Origin of the sequence: Pseudonocardia thermophila, assembly GCF_900142365.1 — a bacterium.
Taxonomy (GTDB): Bacteria; Actinomycetota; Actinomycetes; order Mycobacteriales; family Pseudonocardiaceae; genus Pseudonocardia; species Pseudonocardia thermophila.
In genome coordinates this window covers 234,905-259,641 of sequence record NZ_FRAP01000002.1, presented here as the reverse complement: position 1 = coordinate 259,641, position 24,737 = coordinate 234,905, and the positions used below count along the sequence as shown (strand labels likewise).

The window sequence follows — 24,737 nt, the reverse complement described above, 5'->3', positions numbered from 1 at the left end:
GCAAGTCTGAACTGTCGGGTCCGGTCACGCGCGCGCCGGGCGGTGTTCTGCGCCTCAGATCACCAGTTCTCGATCGAGTTCGCGAGGATCCGGGCGATGTCGTCCTCGGTCGGCGTCTTCGGGCAGGTGGCCAGCAGCCGCTGCTGCTTCATGGTGCCGGGCACGAGTTCGGGCACGTCGGCCTCGGTGTAGCCGACCCCACCGATGCCGTTGGGGATGCCGATGTCGCGCATCAGGCGGGTGAGCACGGCCGGCAGCTGCTCGCGCGGGTCGTTCTCCTTGTCCGCGGCCGGGTCGAGCAGCTCGGCGGCGCGCAGGTGCCGTTCCGGGGCGGCGTCGAAGGTGTAGCGGAACGCCTCCGGCGCGGTCAGCGACACGGACTGGCCGTGCGGCACCATCGGCTCGTCCTGCGGGTAGCCGGCGGGCCGGTAGTCCTTCACCATGCCCGCGATCGGGTAGGCGTTGGCGTGCGGGATGTGCACGCCGGAGTTGCCGAAGCCCATGCCGGCGAACGTCGCCGCCATCATCATGTCGGTGCGCGCCTCGAGGTCCTCCGACCCGCGTTCGACCGCGCGGCGGAACGAGCGGGCGAGCAGCGACAGCGACTTCTCGCACCACAGGTCGGACACCGGGTTGGACCCGCAGTAGGTGACCCGCTCCTCGGGCTTCTTGCGGTCGAAGTGCGCGTACCAGCGGGCGGTGTAGCTCTCCAGCGCGTGGCAGGTGATGTCCATGCCGGACGCCGCGGTCACCTCGGGCGGCAGGGTCATCGTCAGCAGCGGGTCGACGACGGCGAGGGTGGGCCGCAGCCGCCAGTGGCTGATGCCGGTCTTGACCTTCATCGACAGGATGTCCAGCACGCACATGGCGGTGGACTCCGAACCGGTGCCCGCGGTGGTCGGGACGGCGACGAGCGGCTTGAGCGGCCCGGGCGGCACCATGGCGCGGCCGATCGGCTTGTTGACGTAGTCCATCAGCTCGCCGGGATGGGTGGTGAGCAGGTTGATGGCCTTGGCGGTGTCGATCGCCGAGCCGCCGCCGATCGCGACGAACCCGTCCCACGGCCCCTGCACGCGGGCGTACTCGACGGCCTTGTTCATCGAGTCGTCGGTCGGCTCGACGTGCACGCCGTCGAAGATCTCGGACTCGATCTCGTAGCGGCGCAGCGTGTCGGCGAGCCGCTGCGGGGCACCGAGGGCGTTCACGCCCGGGTCGGTGACGATCAGGACCCGCTTGACGCCGTAGCCGGACAGCTCGAACCCGATCTCGTCGACCGCACCCGCACCGAACTTCAACGGCGGGGCACCCCAGGTGAAGATCGTTTCCTCGGTGAACTCCGGAACCTCGAACGACGTCATGTCGGTCACGGTGGCACGGGGGTAACCGGGCTGCAACGGGGGACGGGCCGGATCCCGCAGGCCGCCCTGCCCTTTCGGTCCGGCCCGCTCCCCTGAGCGCCGGAGTTGACATTCAAAAAGTGTATTCACTCTGTACTGTGCTACGGGGCGCCGCCGACGGGGAGGACGGCATGATCGAGCTGACCGACATCGCCTACGTCCGCTCTGGCGCAGCAGATCTCGACAGTGCGGCCCGGTTCACCGTCGACGTCGTCGGCCTGGGACCGGTCGGCGACGTCGATGCCGACGGCACCGCGGCGACCGCCGAGCACCCCGATGTGAACACAGATCAGCGGGTCGCGTACCTGCGCGCCGACGGGCGTCACCATCGCCTCGCGCTCGTCGAGGGCGGCTCGGGCGTGCTCGCCTCCGGCTTCACGGCGCGCGACGAGGAGGCGCTCGCGCTGGCCGGGACCGAGCTGGAGACCCGCGGGGTCACCGCGCACCGGGGCGATCCCGCCGCGGCCCGGTCACGGCGGGTGGCCGGCTTCCTCGCGTTCGACGACCCGTTCGGCAACCGCATCGAGCTGGTCGTCGGCCAATAGACGCTCGCCCGGCCGGTGGCGCCGGGCCGGCTGGCGGGGATCACCGGCTTCGGCCACCCCTGCCTCGATGCGCCGGACGTCGCCGAGGCCCACCGGTTCTGGTCCACCGCGTTCAACGCGCGGGTGTCGGACTGGATCGGCGACGCCGCCTGCCTCATGCGCATCGACGAGGTGCGCCACGAGCTCGCCGTGCCCAAGGGCGGCGAACCGGGGCTGTGCCACCTCGACTTCCAGGTCGCCGAGCTGGACGACGTGTTCCGCAACGGACACTTCCCCACCGGCCCTGCTTGATCGACGCGCCGGCGTCGACGGGCAGCAGGGGCTCCGCGACCACCGTTGGACATCGCGATAACTGTCGACAGTTTCATGTGAACTGTCAAATAACGTGGGCTGATTGACGCACGCCGAGTCGCGCGTGCATACACTCGAATCGTGTCGATCGGCGAGCTCCTGGCGGGCCGCGAGGGTCTGCGCATCGAGGATCCGCGCCAGACCAGCGTGAGCGTGCACGCGTACCTGCGTGATCTCATCATCTCCGGCGCCATCCCGCCCGGCACCCAGCTCAAGCAGGCCGAGCTGGCCAGGGTGCTCGCGGTCTCGCGGACCCCGCTGCGCGAGGCGTTCCGCATGCTGCAGGAGGAGGGGCTGGTCTCGGCCGAGCCCAACCAGCGCAGCGTCGTGCTCGGCCTGGACGCCGAGGCGCTCGACTCGCTCTACGCGGCCCGCATCACCCTGGAGTCGCTCGGCGCCCGGTTGACCGCGGGCCGGATGACCCGCGAGGAGGTGCGCAGCGCCGCTGCGGCGCACAAGGAGATGGACCGCACGTACCGCGCCGGCGACTACGCCAGCTGGACCGTCGCGCACCGGCGGTTCCACCGGCTGCTCGTCGGCCGCAGCGGCGCGCCCGTGCTGCGCACGATCAGCTCCTACGCCGAGCAGAGCGAGCGCTACGTACGCATCGACCAGCTCACCAACACCCAGGACTTCGAGGCCCGCCAGCGCGAGCACCAGGCGATCTTCGACGCGGTCCGCCACGGCGACGGGAAGGCCGCGGTCGTCGAGATGGCTCGCCACCTGTCCGGCAGCGCGCGGCGCGTCGTGGAGGCGCACGCCCCCGGCCGCGGCACGCCGTTCGTCGACGCCGCGCTGGATCTGCTGCTCTGCGACTGCTCCGACGCCGCATCCGACTCCGGCTGATTCCGGCTCGCCAGAGCATCGGACGTTGATGGCCCCCGTGGCCGACGCTGTGCTGCTCGCGCCGCTGCGCTACCCCCGCAAGATCCTGTGCGCGGGCGCCGACTACCACGCCCATCTGCAGGAGATGGGCGTCCCACCGCCGGCCGGACCGGTCGAGCCGTACCTCTTCTTCAAGCCGCCGACCACCACCGTCGTCGGCCCGGACGAGGAGATCCGACTGCCGGCCCGGCCCGATGATCGACTGGGAGGTCGAGCTCGCGGTCGTGATCGGCCGACGGGCATCGGGCGTCGGGCCGGCCGATGGTCACGATCACGTGGCCGACTGGACCGTCCTCAACGACGTGTCCGCGCGCGACCAGCTCAGCAGGCCCTCTCCGGTCCCGCCAGAGCCGGCGACGCGAGCTGCCCGATGGGGCCCGGCATCGTCCCGGACTGGTTGGTCGACGACCGATCGCGCTGCGGCTGTCGGTGAACGGGATCGTCAAGCAGGACTCCAGCACCGCTGACATGGTCACCGGGATCTGGGAGCTGGTGGCCGCCGCCGGCGAGCTGGTCACCTTCGAGCCGGGGGACGTGATCGCCACCGGCACCCCGGCCGGGGTCGACTACCCCGAGGCGGGACGTCCTGCAGCCCGGCGACGAGGTCGTCGCGGAGATCGACGGCGTGGGCCGGCTGAGCAACCCCGTCGTCGATTCCGGCTGGTCGGACCCTACTGGTCGGACCCTGCTGAACCGACCTGCCGAACGGACCTCTGGAGAGGACCTGGGCCGATGACCGCTCCGCAGTCCGCAGTCCGCGTCTCCACGCCGGGTTACGTCGGGTTCGAGGCCCCCGACGTGGACCGCCTCGTCGAGTACTACACGGAGGTCCTCGAGTTCGAGCTGGTCGAGTCCGCCCCGACCAGGCCTTCCTCACCACCGGCACCGACCACCACTGCGTCGCGATCACGAGGGGCGCGGGGAAGGCGCGCACGACCGTCGGCTACGAGGTGTGGGAGGACCTCGACGACGCCGCCCGCCGGCTCAAGGAAGCCGGCTTCGAGACCCAGCGGCGACCGACATCGGCCCCGGCACCCCCGACGTGCTGGTGCTGGAGGAGCCGACCACCGGGGTGCCGCTGCACCTCATGACGAGCCAGGACCCGTCCGGCGTCGACGGGTACCCCCCCCCCCCCCGCTGCGGCCCACCACGCTCGGCCACGTCGCGGCCTACCCGCCCGCACCGGCCCCGATGCAGAGCGTCTACCAGGACCTGCTCGGGCTCCGCTGGTCCGACACCGTGGGCGACTTCTTCGTCTTCCTGCGGTGCAACTCCGACCACCACGCGGCCACCTCCATGGCGAGCACGAAGTACCAGGGCATGCACCACGTCGCGAACGAGATGCGGGACCCGAACCACCTCATCGCGCTGCTCGACCACCTCGCCGAGCACGGCCACCGGCTGCACTGGGGTCCCGGCCGGCACGGCCCCGGGCACAACCTGTTCACCTACCACCGCGACCCGGACGGCAACGTCGTCGAGCTGTTCACGCAGATCGACGACGTGCACGACGAGGCGAAGGGGTACGGGGAGCCGCGGCCGGGGCAGGAGGAGTACCCGATGGGGCCGAAGACGCGGGAGGTCGACCTGGCCACGGTGAACCAGTGGGGGCCGATCGACCCGCCGTCACTCGATCACTGACCTGGTCGAGGCGCTGCTCGGCGATCTCCTACTCCGAGGCGCTGCTCGGCGATCTCCTACTCGACGATCTTCCAGTAGGAGTCCTTGCGGACCACCTCGCCGTCGCGGAACTCCCAGTGGCCGCAGCCGCGCACCCGCACCTGCTCGCCGTCGGCGCGGGTGCCGGTGAGCAGCCACTCCGAGACGCCGAGATCGCCGCTGACCCAGTGCCGGTCGTCGCCGTAGTGCACGTCGGGGAGGCCGGCGAAGCGCCCGGCGAGCGCCTCCCGGACGGCGGCCTTGCCGGTGACGCGGTGGCCCCACGGCTGCGTGCCCCGCGGCAGGTCCAGCGAGCAGTCGTCGGCGAAGAACGCCATGATCGCGTCGAGGTCGTGGGCGTTGAACGCCGCCGTGATCGCCTCCAGCACCTCGACCGTCGCGCCGGTTCGGGTGGCACCGCTCTGGTCCGCCATCGAGGCCTCCGGTGGCTCGGCTCTGCGTCGGAGCCCGCAGGCTATGCCAGCCGGAACGTCAGGAACAGGGCCGTACGCACTCCAGAAGTGATGCCGATCACAGCAGTGTGAGGATCGCGGTGCCGAGCTGTCCGAGAGATCAGAACGGCGCCGGCCGGACGGGGGCCGGCCGGCGCCGTTGCGGGCAGAGGAGTGACAGGGGGTGCACGTGGCGAGAACCAGCGGCCTGACGGTGTACGAACACGCCCTCTCCGCCGCGATGCACGACGTCGTCGCCGCGTTCCGGGACAACGACGACGCCGAACGCGCCGGCCGCATGGCCCGCGAGGTCATGTTCTGGCTCACGACCGCCTACGGCCGCGACGCCGTCCAGGATCTGGCGGAGCTCCTGGCCCGCCGGATCGCCGAAGCGCAGGTCACGCTCCTGCCCGCGGACGACCCAGCACGACCCGAAGGGACGCCCAGGGGATGACGACTGCCGAGCAGACCCCTCCGTACGGCATCGAGACCGCCGACGAGAACGCCTTCCCGGCCACACCGATCTTCGACGAGCTCGTCGGCGAGATCGCCCGGCGCCGGGCCGAGGAGCGGGGCTCCACCGAGGTGGAGCAGGATCACTGATCGTGCAACCCGACACGCCCGTGGACCACCGGCCGGACGCCGGTGGCCGCTGACGGGCAGGATCGGCCCGGCGGACTCGACACGGCAGCCGACGACTGGCTGATCGCGAAGGCCCGCTCGGGGTCGATCGACGCGTGGGAGGTGCTCGTCCACCGCCACCGCGACCGGATCTACCGGATCGCGCTGCGGATGGTGGGCAATCCGCACGACGCAGAGGACATCGTCCAGGACGTCGTGCTGCAGGTGTGGACGGCGCTGGCCGGATTCGCCGGGAAGAGCCGGTTCACCACCTGGCTGTACCGGGTCGTGGTCAACCGGTGCATCAACCACATCACGAGCGCGCGGCAGCACCACGAGCTGGACGAGACCGCGCTGAGCACCGCACCCGGGGCCGACGTGCAGGCAGTCGCACGCGGCCAGCTGCGGGCGGCCATCGCCGCGGTGCTGAACCTGCCGCCGGACCTGCGCGCCGCGGTCGTGCTCGTCGACATCGAGCAGCTCAGCTACCACGACGCCGCTGCCATCCTGGACATCCCCGAGTCGACGCTGCGCGGGCGCCTCCACCGTGCCCGGCGCGTCCTCCTCGAGCACCTGCGGGCGTGGACATGACCGACCGGGACCAGCACCACGCATCGCCGCCCGAACGCCTCGTGTGCGGGCGGCCGATCGACGACGTCATCGAGCAGGTGGCCGCGGGTCGAGCGCACGTCCGCGACGCGCACCAGGAGGGCTGCGTGCACTGCCAGGCCGCGCTGGCGGAGTACCAGCAGCAGTGGGCGCCGCTGGCGGCCCTCGCCGCGGAACCCGTCACCGCACCGCCGGGGAAGATCGACAAGTTGCTGCAGCGGCTGCGCTCCACGCTCGCCCGGCCCGAGTACGCGATCATCCCCGACCCGGACGGGGAGCTGCGCATCGCCGCGCGGGTGATCACGGTGACCGCCCGTGAGGCGGCGGCGCAGGTGGACGGGGTGCGCGTGGCCCTCACCGACACCGGGGTCACCGCGGGGGTGGCGGGCGGCACCACGGCGATCGAGATCACGCTGGCGGCAGGGTTCGGGTACGACCTGCACGAGCTGGCCGACCGGGTTCGCGCCGCCGTGGCCACCGCGGTGCGGGACATCACGGGGCTCACGGCGGCGGAGATCACGGTGGTGATCGACGACGTGCTGGAGTGAGCGCCGTCAGCGCGTGCTGGCGACCTCGCGCACGAATCGTTCGCACCGCTCCTGCAGGCCGGCCACGCGTCCGGCGACCAGCAGCTCACGGATCTCCGCGGCGCCGGTGCCCGCCTCGGCCGAGGTCGGCCGGCGGCGCACGTTCGCCGAGCAGCGGAAGTCGGTGCAGACCAGGGTGCCGATGCTGGCGCCGTTGCGACCCGGGGCGCCGGCGCGGCGAGCGGTGTACAGCGTGACGTCGGCGATCTCGATCACGTCCTCGCACCACGTGCACAGCGCGCGCCGCGGCGCGCCGTCACCGCGGTCGGCGGCCCGCAGCACGATGCCGGTCGGGGCGCCGTCGAGTTCGACGACGACGTAGGCGGCCAGCGGCGCCTTGCGGTCGCGCCAGCCGAGGTAGTCGAGGCGGTCCCAGCGGAGCGCGTCGAGATCGGGCAGGGTCGCCTGGCTGATCTCGCGACGAGTGGCGTTGACGAACGACGCCCGGATCTGGGCAGCGGTGAGCGGGTTCATGGAAGTCCTTCGGGAGCAGGCGCACGAGCGCGCGCCAGCACGTCCTGCGGCAGCGCGCGGCTCGGTGACTCGTGCGGTCAGTGGGTGCGGGCAGGGTGCACGGCGGCTGAGCAGGCCTGCACGGCCACCTCGCTCTCCGCGACGACACCCATCGCTGCTCCTCGCCCGTCCAGCTCACGCGTCCCGGGGCGGACGCCGCCGGGGGACGGTCGGGATGCTAACCGCCGGCGGAGGACGGCGCGACAGGATTGATCTCACGCCGTACGGGTGCGTAGCACAGCCCGAAGTCCACGAACCCGACTTTCGTGAGCGACGTCGCTGACGAAAGCGCCGTTCCCAGGAGTTCAGGCGGGACCAGCGCATCCCGGGCCACCGCATCCCCCGGCCGACTCGCCGACACGGGAACCGCGACTCGCCCCGAGCTCACCGTCCCCCGGTCGCGGCCGGAACCTGCGGCGCCCGCGCCCCACGCCCGACGAGCACCGACAGCGCCACGACGGCGAGCGAGATGATCGCCGCGACGAGGAACGCGGCGTGCGTGCCCGCCGCGTCGACGGCGCCGCCGGACTGCGAGGCCAGGGTCATGATCGTGATGAAGACGGCGGTGCCCGCGGCTCCCGCGACCTGCTGGAGGGTCGTGACGATCGCGCTGCCGTGGCTGTAGAGGTCGGCGGGCAGCGAGCCGAGGGCGTCGGTCATGAGCGGGGTGAACATGAACGACAGCCCGCAGGTCAGCAGCACGTGGAAGCCCACGACGAGCAGCAGCGGCGACTGCTCCCCGAGCAGGGTGAACAGCCACAGCGCGGTGCTCGTGACGATCGCACCGGGCAGGACGAGCGGGCGCGGGCCGAACTTGTCGAACAGCCGGCCGACCACCGGGCCGAGCAGGCCCATCGCGAGGCCGCCGGGCAGCAGGGCCAGGCCGGTGGCGTACGGCGTGGCGCCGAGGACGTCCTGCATGTAGAGCGGCAGCAGGATCAGCGCCCCGAACAGGGCCATCATCCCGAGCAGCATGAGTCCCAGCGCGAGCACGAACTTCCCGTGGGTGAACGGGCGCAGATCGAGCAGGGCCCGGTCGGCGCGCTGCAGCGACAGCTGGCGCACGACGAACACCGCGAGCGCCACCGCACCGACGGTGACCGGGATCCACGGCGCCACCGGCACTTCACCGGTCGCGGTGCCGCCGATGCCGGACAGCCCGAACACGATGCCGGCGAACGCCACCGCGGACAGCACCAGTGACAAGGCGTCGAGCGGGACGGGGCGGGTCTCGGCGGGCACGCGCAGCCGCGCGATGCCGACGGCGAACGCGACCAGCGCGATCGGCAGCACCAGCCAGAACATCCACCGCCAGCCGAGGGCGGCCAGGATGATGCCGGACAGCGTGGGGCCGACCGCGGGCGCGACGGCGATGACGATCGTGATCGTGCCCATCGTGGCGCCCCGCCGCTCGGCCGGGACGAGGCGCAGCACGGTGGTCATGAGCAGCGGCACCATCACGGCGGTGCCGATCGCCTGCACGATCCGGCCCACGAGCAGCACCCCGAAGCCGGGTGCGAGGGCGGCGACGAGCAGGCCCGCGCTGAACAGGGTCATCGACGCGAGGTAGATGCTGCGCGGGGCGAACCGGGAGAGCACCCACCCGGTCGCCGGGATCACCACCGCCATCGTCAGCAGGAAACCGCTGGTCAACCACTGCGCGGTGCTCGGCCCGATCTGCAGGTCGGCCATGAGCGCGGGCAGCGCCACGCTCATGATCGTCTCGTTGAGGATCATGACGAACGCCGACCCCACGAGCAGCGCGATCACCACCCGCGGACGGATCGCCGATGGTCGCGCGGTCAGGCCGGTCATCATGTGCTCCTCGGACGGTGCGTGTCGATCTCCTCGTCAGACCACCGTCTCACCCCGAGCCGGGTCAACCGGTTTGGACCGGGGCCGAACCCGACCATGAGGACAGGGCGCGGAGAGTGACCGCGACGTGACCACCGCCGTCCCGACCTGCGGCCGGGTCGGCACGCCTCACCGCCGACCAGGGGGAACAGCCCGGACCGCGCACTGCGGACGCCGGTCACGTTCGCGAGCGACGTCACGTAGTACTTCACTACTAAATAAGGCGTCCCTATCCTTTCTTTAGGTTCCCATTGCCTCGATTCGGGAGTCACTGGTCACCCCCGGATAACCCGAGGTCACGGAAGGAAGGTCGTATGCTCCCCCGTTCCGGACCGCGCTTCCGCGCATCGAAGCGCCGAGGCGTCGTCGCTGCCGTAGTCACGTTCGCGGCGGCGCTCGCGCTCGCTGCCTGCTCCAGCCGCGCCCCGGTCGACCAGACCACCGCCGAGTCCGGCGAGCTGGCCGAGCCGATCGTCATCACCGACCAGCGCGGCAAGACCCACACGTTCACCAAGCCGATCGAGAAGATCGTCACGACGGTGATCCCCGCCCCGTCGATGATCACAGCGCTCGACCAGAGCTACGACCGGATCAAGGGCGTGAACCAGTCGACGATCGCGCGGGACAAGGGCAGCACGTTCGCCGACATGTTCCCGCAGGCGCTGGACAACGCGGTCGTGTCCGGCCCGGACTTCGTACCGAACGTCGAGACGATCATCCAGATCGACCCCGATGTCGTCATCCAGTGGGCACACCAGGGCGACTACAACACGTTCATCGGCCCGATCGAGGCCGCCGGCTACCCGGTGATCGGCCTGCAGTACGGCACCCAGGAGGACCTGGAGACCTGGGTGAGGATGTTCGCGAAGCTCTTGGGCAAGGAGGAGCGCGGCCAGCAGCTCCTCGACCGCATGCACAAGACGATCGACGAGCTGAAGGCGTTCGCCGCCCAGCAGACCACCGCACCGCGCACGATCTTCCTGCGCTCCGCGGGCGACGGCGGCTACAACGCGGGCATGAGCTCGAAGGACGCCTACATGAACTTCTGGCTCACCCTGCCGGGGGCCGAGAACGTGGGCGCCGACCTCGAGTACTCCACGACGAGCGCGGTGAACGTCGAGCAGCTCATCCAGTGGAACCCCGAGGTCATCTTCACCTCGGCCATGACGAAGCTGACCCCGGCCGACATCTACGCCGACCCCGCACTCGCCGGGATCGACGCGGTGAAGAACAAGCGGGTCTACGCCGTGCCGTCCGGTGGGTTCTGGTGGGACCCGCCGAGCGCCGAGTCGCACCTGATGTGGAAGTGGGCTGCGGCGCTGCTGCACCCCGACACCTACGAGGTCGACCTGCGCTCGGAGATCCGCGAGCACTACGAGTTCCTCTACGGCCGCACGATCACCGACGAGCAGATCGACAACCTGCTGCGGTTCGACGCGAACGCGGAGGCGGCGGGCTACGGTGTCTTCCGCCGCTGAGACGTCCGTGTCCACCGAGGCGCGCACTGCCGCGGCCGCCGAGCCGCCCCGCACGGAGGAGGCCGGCGGCCGCCGGCAGCGGCTGCGCGACTGGCTCGCCCTCGTCGTGATCGCAGCGGTCGTCGTCGTGATCACGATCGTCGCGCTGGCCACCGGCCGCTACGCGGTGCCGCCCGTCGAGGTCGCGCGGATGCTCATCGGGCAGGTCCTGCCGATCGAGCAGACCTGGTACCCGCAGGAGGCGGCCACCGTCCTCGACGTGCGCATGCCGCGGGTGCTGCTCGCGCTGCTGGTCGGCGGCGGGCTCGCCCTCGGCGGCGCGGTCCTGCAGGGCGTGTTCCGCAACCCGCTGGTCAGCCCGCAGGTCATCGGGGTCTCAGCCGGGGCGTCGTTCGGCGGGGTGCTCGCGCTGGTGCTCGGCCTCGGCAGCCTCGCGCTGGTGAGCGGCGCGTTCCTGTCCGGTCTGCTCGCGCTGGTGCTCGTGCTGGCGATCGCGCGGATCGGATCGTCGTCGGCGCCGCTGCTGATGGTGGTGCTCGGCGGGGTGGTCGTGAGCGCGCTGTTCAGCGCGCTCGTCTCGCTGCTGTCCTACCTCGCCGACCCCTACCGGACGCTGCCCAGCGTGACGTTCTGGCTGCTCGGGTCGCTCGCCACGGCCTCCTACGGCAAGGTGCTCGTCGCCGCGGTGCCGATCCTGGCCGGCGTCGCGATCTCGCTGGCCCTGCGCTGGCGACTCAACATCCTCTCGCTCGGCGAGGAGGACGCCGCAGCGCTCGGGGTCCCGCCGAAGGCGACCCGCAACGTCCTGCTCGTGGCGGTCTCGCTGATCACCGCGGGGGCGGTCGCGGTCTCCGGGGTGGTCGGCTGGGTCGGCCTGGTCGTGCCGCACATCTGCCGGCTGATCGTCGGCAGCGACCACCGTGTGCTGCTGCCGGCGTCGCTGCTCGTCGGTGGCGGATACCTGCTGCTGATCGACACGCTGTCGCGGTCGCTCACATCGAGCGAGCTGCCCCTGGGCATCCTGACCGCGATCATCGGCGCCCCGTTCTTCATCGTTCTGCTCACCCGGTTCCGTAAGCAGGTGTGGCTCGGTGATTGAGGCGACGGCGATCTCCCACCGCTACGGCGACCGGTGGATCTTCCGCGAGGTGACGTTGGCCCTCGAGCCCGGCGAGGTGCTCGCGGTCCTCGGGCCGAACGCCCGCGGGAAGACCACCATGATCAAGTGTCTGGCCGGCTTGATGACCCCGACCAGCGGACGGGTCCGGCACGGGGGCGCCGTCGGCTACGTCCCGCAGAGCCACAGCGCCCCCGTCGCCTACCCGGTCCGGGAGATGGTGCTGATGGGCCGGGCCCGCCACATCGGCGTGTTCTCGACCCCGTCCCGCGAGGACCGGCGGATCGCGGCCGAGGCCCTCGCCCGGGTCGGGCTCGACCACCTCGCAGACCGGCCCTTCACCCGGCTCTCCGGGGGCGAGCGCCAGATGGTGCTCATCGCCCGGGCACTGGCCTCCGGGTGCCAGACCCTCGTGCTCGACGAGCCCGCGTCCGCGCTGGACCTGCGCAACCAGGGCCGCGTGCTCGCCGTGCTGTCCTCACTCGCAGAGGAAGGAATGACGGTCGTCATGACCACCCACCATCCCGATCACGCGCTGCGGATCGCCGACCGGACGATGCTCATCGTCGACGCGGACGACGTCCGGATCGGCGCCACCACCGAACTGCTGACCGGCGACACGCTGACCGAGCTGTACGGGCTGCCGATCAGCACGATCGACGTGCCGGTCGGCGGCCGCGAGGAGCGGATCGTCGTGCCGGACTTCGGCGTCGGGGCGGGTGCGCGATGAGCGCCCCGACCCGCACCCGCGCCGTGTCGCTGCTGCTCGACCCGGGCTCGCCCAACTCCATCGGAATGCCGAGTCCCCCCGCCGGCCTCGTCGAGCACGACCTCTACGACCTGCCGGAGCTCGACCTCGGCTCGATCTCCGGGATCAACCTCGCATCGTCGTGCGACCAGGTGTTCCTCGGCCGCCACCGGGACCTGCTGGAGGACTTCGTCCGGTCCGGCGGCCGGTTGCTGGTCAACGGGCACGTCGCCGAGCCGTTCCTGACCGGGCTGGTCCCCTGGCGCCGGCTGTCCTACAAGGGCCCGCGCGACCTGGAGATCACCAGCTTGAGCCCGCACCCGATCTGGGAGGGCATCGACCTGCGCGACGTGCTGTACCGCACGGGCGTGCCGGGGCCGCACTCGTTCGAGGAGCTGGAGCGCATCGGCGTGGCCGGGTTCTACGGCCGCGGCTACCACCTGCCCCTGCCCGAGAGCGGCCGCGCGATCAACGGCGTCGGCCCCCTGCAGGCACCGATCGACTACACCTACCCGCTCGGATCGGGTGAGGTCGTCGTGCACGGCGGCGTCGACCTGATCACCTTCGTCGATCCGCACCGCACCACGGCCCGGCTCGGCGAGAACATCCTCGGCTGGCTGGAGGGAACGGCATGAGCACCCCGGAGATCGCGTTCATCCACGGCGGCTCAGGATCACACCTGACGACGCTGAACGAGCCGGCGCTGCAGCCGTACCGGCTCCGCCCGATCTACCTCTACGACCTCACCCCGGACGATCTCAGCGACGTCGACGCGGTGATCGTCGCCGACCGCGAGCACCCGAAGCTGCTCGCCCAGCACGGCAAGACGATCTACGGGGTCGCCGAGCGCGGCGGTGTGCTCGCGGTGTTCGGGCAGAACGCGGCCGAGCAGTGGCTGCCCGGCGTCGGCTGGGAACCACGGCCGACGAACTTCTGGTGGTGGCGCACCGGCGAGGACAACCACATGCGCCTGCAGCGCACCGACGAGCCGATCTGGGACTACTTCTCCGAGCGGGCGATGATCTGGCACCACCACGGCGTCCTGACCCCACCCGAGGGCGCCACGACGCTCGTCGGCGTCGAGGAGGACGGCACCATGGTCGGGGCCACCACCTACTACGACACGGTCTCCACCGCCGGCGAGCTGTTCGTGACCACGATGGACCCGTGCTACCACCACGGTGCGGCGTTCATGCCGGGCGCGAGCCAGCTGCTCTACTCCACCGTGCGGTGGGTGGAGCACCGCGCCCGCGCGCTGTCGGGCTGAGCTGACCGAACCCGGCCCGGGCGGCGGGTGAGGAGCTCGTCGCCCGGCCGGCCCCGAGGTGCGAGGTGCTGCAGCGCGGTACCCAGTCACTGCGGACGATCGTCGTCGAGCCGGCACGCACAGAACGGCGCCCGCGTGCGGGCACCTCGGTTCCCGCGGCCGACCCGCGCCGCGATAACACCGCTCACCCGCACCGCGAACTCCCGGTCGCGCACCTCGCTCGACCCGCGGGAGAGACCGGCCATGGGCCACACCGGCAGCACCGAATCCACCGGCCGTCGCACGCTCTCGGGCTCGCTCGGCGTCGGCTCGATCGTCTTCATGGTGGTGGCGGCCGCGGCGCCGCTGACCGTCATCGCCGGTACGGTGCCGCTGGGCATCAGCCTCGGCAACGGGCCGGCGTTCCCGATCACCTACGCGCTGTGCAGCGCGATCCTGCTGCTGTTCGCAGTGGGGTTCTGCGCGATGAGCCGGCACGTGCGCGAGGCCGGCGCCTTCTACTCCTACGTCGAGCGCGGGCTCGGCCGGGCGCCCGGGCTGGGCACGGCCTTCCTCGCACTCGCCACCTACACGGCCGTGCAAGTGGCCCTGTACGGCTTCATCGGCGATGTGATCGGCGAGACGATCGTGCGGCTGGGCGGGCCGGCGCTGCCGTGGTGGCTGTGCGCGTTCGCCACCATCGCCGTCGTCGCGTTCCTGGGCTACCGGCACATCGACCTGTCCGGGCGGGTGCTGAGCGTGCTGCTCTGCTGCGAGGTGGCGATCGTGCTGGTCATGGACACGGTCGTGGTGCTGACCGGTGGCGGGACGGCCGCCGGCGCACCCGACGAGGGGCTGTCGACCGCGTGGCTGCACCCCGCGCAGATCGTGGCGGGCGACCTGGGCATCGGGATCATGTTCGCGATCGCGTCGTTCATCGGGTTCGAGGCGACCGCGGTGTTCCGCTCCGAGGCCCGTGACCCGGATCGGACCGTGCCCCGGGCCACCTACGCCGCGCTGATCCTCGTCGGGGTGTTCTACACGGTCTCCAGCTGGGCTGTCGTGTCCGCGTGGGGTGACGGCGAGGCCGTCCGCCAGGCGACGGCCGATCCGGAGAACATGCTGCTCACCACGATCAGGAGGGTGCTCGGCACGGCGGCCGCCGACATCGCCGACGCCCTGTTGGTGACCAGCATCTTCGCCGCGATCCTGGCGTTCCACAACGTGCTCGCGCGCTACTTCTTCGCGCTCGGCAACTCCGGCGCGCTGCCCGAACCGCTGGGCCGCAGCCACCCGCGGCACGGCTCGCCGCACATCGCCTCGATCACCCAGACCACCACGTCGATCGTCCTGGTCGTGGGGTTCGCGCTGTCCCGGCTGAACCCGGTGACCCAGGTGTACGCGTGGATGGCCGGCACCGCCACCCTCGGCGTGCTCGCGCTCATGGCGCTGACCTGCGCAGCGGTCATCGTGTTCTTCCGCCGCACCCGGGTCGACACCCGCCCGTGGCACACGCTCGCCGCGCCGCTCGCCGGGCTGGCCGGGCTGCTGTTCTGCCTGTGGCTGACGGTCACCAACTTCGCCGTCCTCATCGGCGGCTCGCCCGCACTCGCCATCGGTATCGGCGCGGTCCTCGTGGCCGCGTTCGTCGCCGGCGCGATCTGGTCGCGCCGCACCTCGAGCTGAGTCAGGCCAAGAGCGGCGCGAGCCGTTCGGCGTGCTCCCGCATGAGGTCCAGCAGCGCGCCGTTCGGCTCCGCCACCCGGGCCACGGGCCCGGCCAGCGCCAGCCCCGCGACCAGCCGCCCGTCGCCCGGCGCCCGGATCGGCACGGCGAGGCAGCCGCGGTCGGCGTGCAGCTCGCCGAGCTGGCGGGCCCAGCCCGCGCTCTCGACCTCGCGCAGCGCGGCCTCGACCTCGGCCCGAGTGCTGACGGTGTGCGGGGTGAGCGCCCGCAGCTCCCGCACCAGCGCCCGCCAGTCCGGCTGCTCGGCCAGGAGCAACCGACCGAGCGCACTGGCCTGCGGGAACCGTGCCAGCACAGGGGCCGCGGTCGGCGGGTGATCGGGGTCTGGATCGATCATGACGACCTGGCCTGTGGTGAACGACGCCAGGTGCACGCCCCAGCGCACCTGGGCGCGGAGGTGCTCGACGACGGCGCGGGCCGCCGTCGGGACGGCGGGCGCTGCGGGGAGCGCGAGCCGGGCAGCGCGGCGGCCGAGGGCGAACCCCTTCAGGTCCGGCAGCCGCACCAAGTACTCGTCGGCGACGAGCAGGTTGAGCAGGCGGTACGTGGTGGCCGGCGGCAGGCGCAGCGCGGCGGAGATCTCCTTCGCGGTCACCCCGGGACCAGCGGCGACGACCTCCTCCAGCACGGCCAGCGCGCTGCGCACCGCCTTGGGTTGGCGGCCGGACAGCGGTGCGGTCACCGCGGCCCTCCCAGGACGTCGGTCGACAGGGTCTCGTCGTAGACGCCGATCCCGGCCAGCTCGGCCGGCCGGGCCCAGCGCACCCACCCGTACCAGGCCAGTCCGAGCACCGCCAAGGCCCCCAGCAGCGCCGACGGCAGCGGCGAGACCACGACGAACGCCACCAGCGCGACGAGCAGCACCGGCGCGGTCACCGCGGCGGCGCCGACCGCGCCCGCGGTCAGCTCGCCGATGCGGCGCAGGAACAACGGGGCCGCCGCGCACACCAGCACGTAGGAGACGAGGAACCCGCAGGTCGCCATCGTGATCAGCACGACGAGCAGGTGCCCGATCGGCACCCCGGCCGCGACCGCCCCGGCCAGCACGACGACCACCGGCACGATCGCGACCAGCGCGACGTGCGGGGTGTGGTGGCGCGGATGCGCGCGGCCCAGCGCCGCCGGCGCGACCCCGTCCTTCGCCAGGGAGAACAGCACCCGGGAGAGGGCGGTCAGCGAGGCCAGCGCGCAGGCGAGGAACGACGCGACCAACGCGACGTCCAGCACGAGCGGTACCCACACCCACCCCCGCGCCACGGCCAGTGTCAGCACCGGATCCTGCTGGGCGGCCAGCCCGCCCGGGGTGGTGGCGAAGCCGAACACCTGGGTCTGGGCTGCGAACAGGTACAGCACCCCGGCCAGCGCCGCCGTCGCCCCCACCGCCCGCGGCACGCTGCGGAACGGCCGGCGCGCCTCCGCGCCCAGCACTGTGGCCACCTCGAACCCGATGAACGCCGCGATCGCCGGCACCACCCCGGCCGCGATCCCGCCGACCGTCGGCGGCGGCACGTCCGCGGGCGGGCCGGGCGCGGGCCCGTTCACCAGCAGCAGCGCGAACACCGCGACCATCAGCCCGATCGCCGCGCTCTCCACGAGCAGCACCACCCGCGCCGATAGCCGCACCCCGCGCCGGACCAGCACCGCGGCCCCCGCCGCGACCACCACGACGACGGCCGCGGTGCCGGGCCCGCCCAGCCGCAGGCCGAGCATCGCCGCGAACTCCGCCAGGTACTGGCCCGCCCCGGCGAGGGCGCCCCCGGCGAGCAGCCCGTAGCCGACGACGAGGCCGACCGCGCAGGCGAACGCCGCGCCCGGCGGCAGCCCCTTCGCGGTCAGCGTGTAGAGCCCACCCGGGGCGGCCATCCGTCGCGTGAACTGCCCGATGCACGCGGCCACCAGCAGCATCAGCAGCGTCGCCGCCAGGAACGACACGACCGTGGCGTCCCCGGCCGACGCGGCCACGATCACCGGCGTCGCGGCCATCGCCGCCGACGGCGCAGCCCCCGACACCGACTGCGCGAACACCGCCAGCGGCCCCAACCCACGACGGCGCAGCCCCTCCACCGGGGAGCGGTCACGCAGCGGCGGGACGTCTGCGGCCATGCGCGGCACGGTAACCGGAGCAGGTCACAGTGAGCCGAGTCTCGAACGAGAATTCCGCCGCGGCGTTTCCCGCCGCGCGAGAACGACCTTTGACCCCTCCCCGCTGCCCGGTGAGTGTGACCGCCGTCGCTGTCGTCCGACCGGTGGGAGACCGGACATGGGCACTCATCACAGCACGGAACCCGACACCGACCGCCGCCGCCTCGCGGGCTCGCTCGGCGTCGGATCGATCGTCTTCATGGTGGTGGCGGCCGCGGCGCCGCTCACCGTCGTCGCGGGGACGGTGCCGCTGGGCATCGGGGCGGGGAACGGGCCCGCGTTCCCCACGACGTTCGCGCTCTGCTCCGCGATCCTGCTGCTGTTCGCGGTGGGCTTCTGCGCGATGAGCCGGCACGTTCCCCAGGCCGGCGCCTTCTACGCCTACGTCGAGCGCGGGCTCGGCCGCCCGCCCGGGCTGGGTGCGGCGTTCCTCGCGCTCGTCACGTACACGACCGTGCAGCTGGCCGTGTACGGCTACATCGGCGCGGTGCTCGCCGAGCTGGTGCAGCACTGGGGTGGCCCGGCGCTGCCGTGGTGGCCGTGCGCGATCGTGGTCGTCGCGATCGTGGGCACGCTGGGCTACCGGCACATCGAGCTGTCCGGCCGCGTGCTGGGCGTGCTGCTGATCGCCGAGGTGGCGATCGTGCTGGTCATGGACGCGGTCGTCGTGGCCACCGGCGGCGGATCGGTCGAGGGCCTCTCGACGGCGTTCCTGCATCCCGGCGAGGTGTTCTCGGGCGGGCTGGGGATCGCGCTGATGTTCGCGATCGCGTCGTTCATCGGGTTCGAGGCGACCGCGGTGTTCCGCGACGAGGCCCGCGACCCGCTGCGCACCGTCCCCCGCGCCACCTACACCGCGCTGCTGGTCATCGGGGCCTTCTACACGCTGTCCAGCTGGGCGGTCGTGTCCGCGTGGGGCGACGCCGCCGCCGTCGAGCAGGCCAGCGCCGATCCCGGGACCATGCTGATCACGACGATCACGAAGGTGCTCGGCACCGCGGCCGGCGACATCGCCGAGGTGCTGCTCGTGACCAGCATGTTCGCCGCGATCCTGTCGTTCCACAACGTGCTGGCGCGCTACTTCTTCGCGCTCGGCAACTCCGGGGCGCTGCCCGAGGCCTGCGGGCGCAGCCATCCGCGGCACACCTCGCCGCACATCGCCTCACTCACCCAGACCGGCACTGCACTGGTCCTCATCGCCGTGTTCGCGCTGGCCGGGATGGACCCGGTGACGCAGGTGTTCGCCTGGATGGCCGGCACCGCCACCCTCGGCGTGCTCGCGCTCATGGCGCTGACCTGCGCTGCCGTGATCGTGTTCTTCCGGCGCACTCGGGTCGACACCCGCCCCTGGCACACGCTCGCCGCGCCGCTCGCCGGGCTAGCGGGTCTCCTCGTCTGCCTCTGGCTGACGATCTCCAACTTCCCCACACTCATCGGTGGCTCGCCGACGCTGGCCACCGCCATCGGTGCCGTCCTCGTGGCGGCGTTCGTCATCGGTGCGGTCTGGTCGCGCCGAACCGCACCGAGCGCCGGGCCCGTTCCGGCCGCTGAGAGGAGTCGCACATGACCACCCTGGAAGCCCGCACGGTCCATCCGCTGAGCATGACCACCGAGGCCGAGGTGACCGCCGTGCGCGACGTGCTCGTCGACGCCGGTCTGCTCACCGAGCACGTCCGCGTCGCGTTCTTCGCGCTCGAGGAGCCGCCGAAGGCCGAGGTCCTCGCCCACTCGCCCGGCGATCCCGTCGACCGCCGCTTCCGCGCCGTGCTGCTCGACCTGTCGACCGGCCGCTCGTGGGACACCGTCGTCTCGGCCACCGACCGCAGCGTCGTGTCGAGCCGCGAACTCGATCCGCCGCGCGACGGCCAGCCGCCGATCATCGACACCGAGTTCGAGATGATCGAGGGCATCCTGAACGCCGATCCGCAGTGGCTCGCCGCGCTGGAGCGCCGCGGGATCGAGCCGTCGACGGTGCGGGCCGTGCCGCTGTCGGCGGGTGTCTACGACTACCCCGACGAGGTCGGCAGGCGCATCGTGCGCGCGTTCGGGTTCCGCCAGGACCACGAGAAGGACCACCCGTGGGCGCACCCGATCGACGGGCTGGTCGCCTACGTCGACCTCACCGCCCGCTCGGTCGACCGCGTGATCGACCACCAGGACGCGCCCGTGCCGGAGACCAGCGGCAACTTCGACGACCCCGAGGTGCAGGGGCCACCGCTGGACTCGCTCAAGCCGATCGAGATCACCCAGCCCGAGGGCCGCTCGTTCACCGTCGAGGACGGGCACGTGAAGTGGGGCAGATGGGACCTGCGGATCGGGTTCAACGAGCGCGAGGGCCTCACCCTGCACCAGATCTCGTTCGACGGCCGCCCCATCTGCTACCGGGCGTCCATCGCGGAGATGGTGGTGCCGTACGCCGATCCGTCACCGGTGCGGTTCTGGCAGAACTACTTCGACTGCGGCGAGTACATGTTCGCCCGCTACGCCGATTCGCTGCAGCTGGGCTGCGACTGCCTGGGCGACATCCACTACGTCGACGCCGTCCTCGCCGACGACCTGGGCAACCCGCGCACGATCACCAACGCGATCTGCATGCACGAAGAGGACTTCGGGGTGCTGTGGAAGCACACCGACCTGTTCACCGGATCGCGGGAGGTGCGCCGCCAGCGCCGGCTGGTGATCTCGTTCTTCGCCCCGATCGGCAACTACGACTACGGCTTCTACTGGTACCTCTACCTCGACGGCACCATCCAGCTCGAGGTGAAGGCCACCGGCATCCTGTTCACCTCGGCCACCCCGGGCGACTACGCGACCGAGGTCGCGCCCGGGCTCGGTGCCCCGTACCACCAGCACCTGTTCTCCGCGCGGCTGGACATGATGGTCGACGGCCTGGCCAACGCCGTCGACGAGGTCGAGGCCGTGCGGATCCCGATGGGCGAGGGCAACCCGTACGGCAACGCGTTCACGCGCTCGCGCACCCGGCTCACCCGGGAGTCGCAGGCGCAACGGCAGGCCGCGCCGGACCGGGCCCGGACCTGGCACATCGTCAACACGGAGAAGAAGAACGGGCTCGGCGGCCCCGTCGCGTACGTGCTGCACCCGCAGGGCGGGGCGACGATGCTGGCCGACCCGGGCTCGTCGATCCACCGCCGCGCCACGTTCGCGACGAACGCGCTGTGGGTGACCCGCTACGACCCGGCCGAGCGCTACCCGGCGGGCGACTTCGTCAACCAGAACCCGGGCGGCGCGGGCCTGCCGGCGTGGGTGGCCGCCGACCGCGACATCGACGGGCAGGACATCGTCGTCTGGCACACCTTCGGCCTCACGCACTTCCCGCGGCCGGAGGACTGGCCGGTGATGCCGGTCGAGTACACCGGGTTCACGCTCAAGTCGGTCGGCTTCTTCGACCGCAACCCGGCGCTGGACGTGCCGGCGACGCAGGCGAAGCACTGCCACTAGGGACCGTCGCGAGGACCGCGCACCCCGGACGCCGCCCTAGGACTTCGCCCTAGGACACCCGCTCGGCGACCCTGCCCTCCTGAACCACCACGACTCGGTCGGCGAGGTGCAGGGTCGCCGGTCGGTGGGTGATCCACACCAGCGCCGCCCCGACGTAGGGGAAGCACGGTGCGCCGCCAGGACGGCGGTTACGGCCCAGGACGTTCAGTCCGGCGAGCGTCGCCGAGGCGGCACGGGTGCTGCGTTCGTCACGCACTCGCTCGCCGAGAACGAGGACGCTCGCAGAAAACGATTATCGAGATCACCTCGCCGTGGGGCGACCGAGCGACGGCGAGCGCACACCGAAGCAGACTCGACGCCGAACAGCGCAGTGCGACTGAACCGAACGGCGGATAACCGCCGTGAACCGTCCCCATCGGACGAACATCACCTTTACCGAGCGCTCGCCCGCCCCGTAGCTTGCTCGCGTGCACAACGAGTTCCGGTCGGTCGGCGACGTCCTCGTCGCGCGCGTGTGGCTGGACCTCGGCTACGGCGTGACCGCGGCCTGTCGTCGCTGAGGCTCTTCCCCAGCCCTCCCGAAGTCATCCGCTTCTTCCGACAGGACCCTCTGCTGTGCAGACCACATCGGCGTGGGCCCCGCCTGCGTCCGTCACGCTGCGCGGTGTCAGCCGCGTCTTCGGTACCGGCGCCGATCGCCGCGTCGTGCTCGGCGACGTCGACCTCGTCATCGGGCCCGGCGAGGTCGTCGCGCTGCTCGGTGCCTCCGGCTCCGGCAAGTCGACGCTGCTGCGCCTGGTCGCCGGTCTCGACCGGCCGACCTCGGGCCAGATCCTCGTCGACGACGTGCCGGTCGACGGCGTCGAGCCGCGTGCCGCGGTCGTGTTCCAGGAGCACCGCCTGCTGCCCTGGCGCACGCTCGCGGAGAACGTCGCGTTCGGCTTGCCCGACGGCACCCCGCGGGCCGAGCGGCAGGAACAGGTCACGGCCGCGCTGAGCGCGGTCGGCCTCGCCGACTTCGCCGGGTTCCGCCCACGCGCGGTCTCCGGCGGCATGGCCCAGCGGGCAGCGCTGGCCCGCGCGCTCGTGCGCCGGCCCGGCGTGCTGCTGCTCGACGAGCCGTTCGCCGCCCTCGACGCCCTGACCCGGCTGCGGATGCAGGACCTCGTCGACGACCTGCAGCGCACCTCGGGGGCGACCATCCTGCTCGTCACCCACGACGTCGACGAGGCGCTGCAGCTCGCCGACCGCGTGGTCGTGCTCGCCACGGGCGAGGACCCGGCCGCTGGCGCCGGGATCGCGCACGTCGTGGAGGTGCCGCAGACCCGCCCGCGCGACCGCGCCGATCCGCACCTCGCGGCGCTGCGCGCCCAGCTGCTCGAACGCCTCGGTGTGCCCTCGCACCACTCGTCCTGACCCCGAACCTGGAGAACCCCGTGCGTCCGTTCTCGGCAAGACTCGCCGCGCTCGCCACCGCCGTCCTCGCGCTCGCCGGCCTCGCCGGCTGCGCCCAGGGCGAGAACACCGACGGCTCCGTCGGCGCCCAGGACTCCGGCGGCGTGAAGGTCCGCCTCGACTACGCCTACTACAACCCCGAGAGCCTGGTGATCAAGGAGCAGGGCTGGCTCGAGCAGGAGCTCGGCCCGGGCTCGGTGGAGTGGGTGCTGTCTCAGGGCAGCAACAAGGCCAACGAGAACCTGCGGGCCAAGGCGATCGACATCGGCTCCACGGCGGGCACCCCGGCCCTGCTGGCCCGCGCGAACGGGTCGCCGATCCGCACGATCGACATCTACAGCCGCCCGGAGTGGTCGGCGATCGTCGTCACCAAGGACTCGCCGATCACCTCCCCCGAGCAGCTGCGCGGCAAGAAGATCGCCGCCACGCAGGGCACCGACCCGTACTTCTTCCTGCTGCAGACGCTCGCCGTGGCCGGCCTGACCCGCGACGACGTCGAGATCATCAACCTGCAGCACTCCGACGGGAAGCTCGCGCTGGAGCGCGGTGACGTCGATGCGTGGGCGGGCCTGGACCCGTTCATGGCACAGACGGAGCTCGAGGCCGGTTCGCGGCTGATCTACCGCAACCTCGACTTCAACTCCTACGGCCTGCTCAACGCCAACGAGGACTTCCTGCAGAGCAAGCCCGACATCGCCGCCGCGGTCGTGCGCGCGTACGAGCGGGCCCGGCAGTGGATCAAGGACAACCCGGAGGGCGCCGTCACGACGCTGGCCAACGCCGCGTCGATCAAGCCGGAGATCGCCCGCCAGCAGCTGCTCACCCGTACCCAGATCGACATCGACCCGGTGCCCGGCGAGCCGCAGCGCGAGGTGCTGAACCGGCTGCTGCCGCTGCTCGTCGCCGACGGGCTGGTGCGCTCGGAGCAGGAGGCGCGCACCGCGCTCGAGACGCTGTTCGAGCCGCGGTTCGCCCAGGAGGCCAAGGGGGCGGGCGGAGCGTGACGCTCGCCGAACCGCAGGTCCGCCCCGTCGCCCCGGCCGCCCCGCCGGCCGCGCGGCGGGGCCGGCGCGTCGTGACCCGGGCAGCGCTGGGCCTGGTCGTGCCCGCGCTGCTCGTCGTCGTCTGGCACCTGGCGGCCACGTCGGGTGAGTTCTCGCCGTCGCAGCTCCCCACTCCGGGCGCGGTGCTGGCGGCGCTGCTGGAGCTGATCGGCCGCGGCGAGCTGTGGCGGCACATCGCGATCAGCGTGCAGCGGGTGCTGATCGGGTTCGCGGTCGGCGGCGGCGTCGGGCTCGTCCTCGGCGGCGTGATCGGGCTGTCCGCTCCGCTGCGCGCGCTGCTCGCGCCGACGATCCAGGCGCTGCGCGCGGTCCCGTCGCTGGCGTGGGTTCCGCTGCTGCTGCTCTGGCTCGGCATCGGCGAGACACCCAAGATCACCCTCGTCGCGATCGGCGCGTTCTTCCCCGTCTACACGACGGTGTCGGCCGCGCTCGCGCACGTCGATCACCGGCTCGTCGAGGTCGGCCGGGCCTACGGCCGGTCGGGCGTGCGACTGTTCCTGCAGGTCCAACTGCCCGCGATCGCGCCGGGGGCGCTGTCGGGCATCCGGCTCGGGCTGGCGCAGGGCTGGCTGTTCTTGGTGGCCGCCGAGCTCATCGCGTCGTCGATCGGGCTGGGCTTCCTGCTGATCGACAGCCAGAACACCGGTCGCACCGACATCCTGCTGCTGGCGATCGTCCTGCTCGCGCTGCTCGGAAAGGCGACGGACGGACTGCTCGGTCTGGCCGAACGCCGGCTGCTGCGCCGCTGGACCTGACGGCCGATCACAGCCCGATCCGGGGGCAGTACGCTGCCCGACGTGCCCGGCGAG

At 72.1% G+C, this 24,737-nt stretch carries 27 protein-coding genes; 20 read left to right on the top strand and 7 right to left on the bottom strand.

All coding sequences use genetic code 11. From position 1 onward, the window contains the following. Positions 1–59 precede the first annotated feature (59 nt). On the bottom strand, positions 60–1,358 hold the full coding sequence (locus tag BUE41_RS03595) for a hydroxyacid-oxoacid transhydrogenase (RefSeq protein ID WP_073455384.1): 1,299 nt from the start codon (positions 1,356–1,358) through the stop codon (positions 60–62). A gap of 170 nt (positions 1,359–1,528) precedes the next feature. Between BUE41_RS03595 and BUE41_RS31135 the strand changes: the two genes are divergently transcribed. From BUE41_RS31135 to BUE41_RS32365, 5 genes are all read left to right on the top strand, one after another. Then, positions 1,529–1,942 (top strand): VOC family protein, encoded by a 414-nt coding sequence (locus BUE41_RS31135; RefSeq protein ID WP_073455383.1) that lies wholly within the window; start codon positions 1,529–1,531, stop codon positions 1,940–1,942. Positions 1,943–1,957: 15 nt separating this feature from the next. Continuing rightward, complete coding sequence (locus BUE41_RS31130; RefSeq protein WP_073455382.1) at positions 1,958–2,233, top strand: VOC family protein; 276 nt, start codon at positions 1,958–1,960, stop codon at positions 2,231–2,233. A gap of 141 nt (positions 2,234–2,374) precedes the next feature. Beyond that, entirely contained in the window at positions 2,375–3,139 is a 765-nt protein-coding gene (locus BUE41_RS03580; RefSeq protein WP_073455381.1) for a GntR family transcriptional regulator, read from the top strand. A gap of 233 nt (positions 3,140–3,372) precedes the next feature. Next, positions 3,373–3,645, top strand: coding sequence for a fumarylacetoacetate hydrolase family protein (locus tag BUE41_RS32815; protein WP_073455380.1), 273 nt, complete (start codon positions 3,373–3,375; stop codon positions 3,643–3,645). Further along, positions 3,542–4,819 (top strand): VOC family protein, encoded by a 1,278-nt coding sequence (locus tag BUE41_RS32365; protein WP_407691647.1) that lies wholly within the window; start codon positions 3,542–3,544, stop codon positions 4,817–4,819. Before BUE41_RS32815 ends, BUE41_RS32365 begins: the two co-directional genes overlap by 104 nt. 56 nt (positions 4,820–4,875) lie before the next feature. Here the strand turns inward: BUE41_RS32365 and BUE41_RS03560 are convergent, their stop codons facing one another. Beyond that, positions 4,876–5,271 carry a nuclear transport factor 2 family protein gene (locus BUE41_RS03560; protein ID WP_073455379.1) on the bottom strand — a complete coding sequence of 132 codons (396 nt, stop codon included), beginning with the start codon at positions 5,269–5,271 and terminating at the stop codon, positions 4,876–4,878. 202 nt (positions 5,272–5,473) lie between these two features. Here BUE41_RS03560 and BUE41_RS03555 point away from each other — a divergent pair, with 202 nt between their 5' ends. Genes BUE41_RS03555 through BUE41_RS03545 form a run of 4 tightly spaced genes read left to right on the top strand, consistent with a single transcriptional unit; the run spans position 5,474 to position 7,067 of the window. Continuing rightward, a complete protein-coding gene (locus tag BUE41_RS03555; protein WP_073455378.1) occupies positions 5,474–5,743 on the top strand; it encodes a hypothetical protein in 270 nt (89 codons plus the stop codon). Further along, positions 5,740–5,892 (top strand): hypothetical protein, encoded by a 153-nt coding sequence (locus BUE41_RS30645; protein WP_159444849.1) that lies wholly within the window; start codon positions 5,740–5,742, stop codon positions 5,890–5,892. The genes BUE41_RS03555 and BUE41_RS30645 overlap by 4 nt, the downstream gene beginning before the upstream one ends. 42 nt (positions 5,893–5,934) lie before the next feature. Then, on the top strand, positions 5,935–6,501 hold the full coding sequence (locus BUE41_RS03550; RefSeq protein ID WP_073455377.1) for an RNA polymerase sigma factor: 567 nt from the start codon (positions 5,935–5,937) through the stop codon (positions 6,499–6,501). Then, entirely contained in the window at positions 6,498–7,067 is a 570-nt protein-coding gene (locus BUE41_RS03545; RefSeq protein WP_143171947.1) for an Asp23/Gls24 family envelope stress response protein, read from the top strand. The genes BUE41_RS03550 and BUE41_RS03545 overlap by 4 nt, the downstream gene beginning before the upstream one ends. Before the next feature lie 6 nt (positions 7,068–7,073). Here BUE41_RS03545 and BUE41_RS03540 read toward each other — a convergent pair whose 3' ends face one another. Continuing rightward, a complete protein-coding gene (locus BUE41_RS03540; RefSeq protein ID WP_073455375.1) occupies positions 7,074–7,580 on the bottom strand; it encodes an FBP domain-containing protein in 507 nt (168 codons plus the stop codon). A 423-nt stretch (positions 7,581–8,003) separates the two neighbouring features. Next, positions 8,004–9,434 carry an MDR family MFS transporter gene (locus BUE41_RS03535; protein WP_234996935.1) on the bottom strand — a complete coding sequence of 477 codons (1,431 nt, stop codon included), beginning with the start codon at positions 9,432–9,434 and terminating at the stop codon, positions 8,004–8,006. Positions 9,435–9,787: 353 nt separating this feature from the next. On the opposite strand from BUE41_RS03535, the gene BUE41_RS03530 reads away from it, so the two are divergent. From BUE41_RS03530 to BUE41_RS03505, 6 genes are all read left to right on the top strand, one after another. Further along, positions 9,788–10,951, top strand: a complete 1,164-nt coding sequence (locus tag BUE41_RS03530) for an ABC transporter substrate-binding protein (protein WP_073455373.1) — start codon at positions 9,788–9,790, stop codon at positions 10,949–10,951. 7 nt (positions 10,952–10,958) lie between these two features. Beyond that, entirely contained in the window at positions 10,959–12,050 is a 1,092-nt protein-coding gene (locus BUE41_RS03525; RefSeq protein ID WP_200803745.1) for a FecCD family ABC transporter permease, read from the top strand. Beyond that, on the top strand, positions 12,043–12,798 hold the full coding sequence (locus BUE41_RS03520; RefSeq protein WP_073455372.1) for an ABC transporter ATP-binding protein: 756 nt from the start codon (positions 12,043–12,045) through the stop codon (positions 12,796–12,798). Before BUE41_RS03525 ends, BUE41_RS03520 begins: the two co-directional genes overlap by 8 nt. Further along, the gene (locus tag BUE41_RS03515) at positions 12,795–13,451 is read left to right on the top strand and encodes a hypothetical protein (protein ID WP_073455371.1); all 657 of its coding nucleotides are present in this window, start codon (positions 12,795–12,797) and stop codon (positions 13,449–13,451) included. The genes BUE41_RS03520 and BUE41_RS03515 overlap by 4 nt, the downstream gene beginning before the upstream one ends. Beyond that, complete coding sequence (locus BUE41_RS03510) at positions 13,448–14,083, top strand: hypothetical protein (protein ID WP_073455370.1); 636 nt, start codon at positions 13,448–13,450, stop codon at positions 14,081–14,083. The genes BUE41_RS03515 and BUE41_RS03510 overlap by 4 nt, the downstream gene beginning before the upstream one ends. A gap of 243 nt (positions 14,084–14,326) precedes the next feature. After that, positions 14,327–15,748 carry an APC family permease gene (locus BUE41_RS03505; protein ID WP_073455369.1) on the top strand — a complete coding sequence of 474 codons (1,422 nt, stop codon included), beginning with the start codon at positions 14,327–14,329 and terminating at the stop codon, positions 15,746–15,748. Position 15,749: 1 nt separating this feature from the next. Here the strand turns inward: BUE41_RS03505 and BUE41_RS03500 are convergent, their stop codons facing one another. Together BUE41_RS03500 and BUE41_RS03495 are read right to left on the bottom strand one after the other, a co-directional pair. After that, a complete protein-coding gene (locus BUE41_RS03500) occupies positions 15,750–16,490 on the bottom strand; it encodes an IclR family transcriptional regulator (protein WP_073455368.1) in 741 nt (246 codons plus the stop codon). Then, on the bottom strand, positions 16,487–17,911 hold the full coding sequence (locus BUE41_RS03495) for an APC family permease (RefSeq protein WP_073455367.1): 1,425 nt from the start codon (positions 17,909–17,911) through the stop codon (positions 16,487–16,489). Before BUE41_RS03495 ends, BUE41_RS03500 begins: the two co-directional genes overlap by 4 nt. A gap of 157 nt (positions 17,912–18,068) precedes the next feature. Here BUE41_RS03495 and BUE41_RS03490 point away from each other — a divergent pair, with 157 nt between their 5' ends. Beyond that, on the top strand, positions 18,069–19,517 hold the full coding sequence (locus tag BUE41_RS03490) for an APC family permease (RefSeq protein ID WP_073455366.1): 1,449 nt from the start codon (positions 18,069–18,071) through the stop codon (positions 19,515–19,517). Beyond that, positions 19,514–21,409, top strand: a complete 1,896-nt coding sequence (locus BUE41_RS03485; RefSeq protein ID WP_073455365.1) for a primary-amine oxidase — start codon at positions 19,514–19,516, stop codon at positions 21,407–21,409. Before BUE41_RS03490 ends, BUE41_RS03485 begins: the two co-directional genes overlap by 4 nt. Before the next feature lie 49 nt (positions 21,410–21,458). Here the strand turns inward: BUE41_RS03485 and BUE41_RS03480 are convergent, their stop codons facing one another. Beyond that, on the bottom strand, positions 21,459–21,665 hold the full coding sequence (locus BUE41_RS03480; RefSeq protein WP_073455364.1) for a hypothetical protein: 207 nt from the start codon (positions 21,663–21,665) through the stop codon (positions 21,459–21,461). Between the two features lie 359 nt (positions 21,666–22,024). On the opposite strand from BUE41_RS03480, the gene BUE41_RS03475 reads away from it, so the two are divergent. Genes BUE41_RS03475 through BUE41_RS03465 form a run of 3 tightly spaced genes read left to right on the top strand, consistent with a single transcriptional unit; the run spans position 22,025 to position 24,683 of the window. Continuing rightward, complete coding sequence (locus tag BUE41_RS03475; protein ID WP_234996933.1) at positions 22,025–22,825, top strand: ABC transporter ATP-binding protein; 801 nt, start codon at positions 22,025–22,027, stop codon at positions 22,823–22,825. 20 nt (positions 22,826–22,845) lie between these two features. Then, on the top strand, positions 22,846–23,868 hold the full coding sequence (locus BUE41_RS03470; RefSeq protein WP_073455363.1) for an aliphatic sulfonate ABC transporter substrate-binding protein: 1,023 nt from the start codon (positions 22,846–22,848) through the stop codon (positions 23,866–23,868). Beyond that, positions 23,865–24,683, top strand: coding sequence for an ABC transporter permease (locus BUE41_RS03465; protein ID WP_200803744.1), 819 nt, complete (start codon positions 23,865–23,867; stop codon positions 24,681–24,683). The genes BUE41_RS03470 and BUE41_RS03465 overlap by 4 nt, the downstream gene beginning before the upstream one ends. Positions 24,684–24,737: the final 54 nt, after the last annotated feature.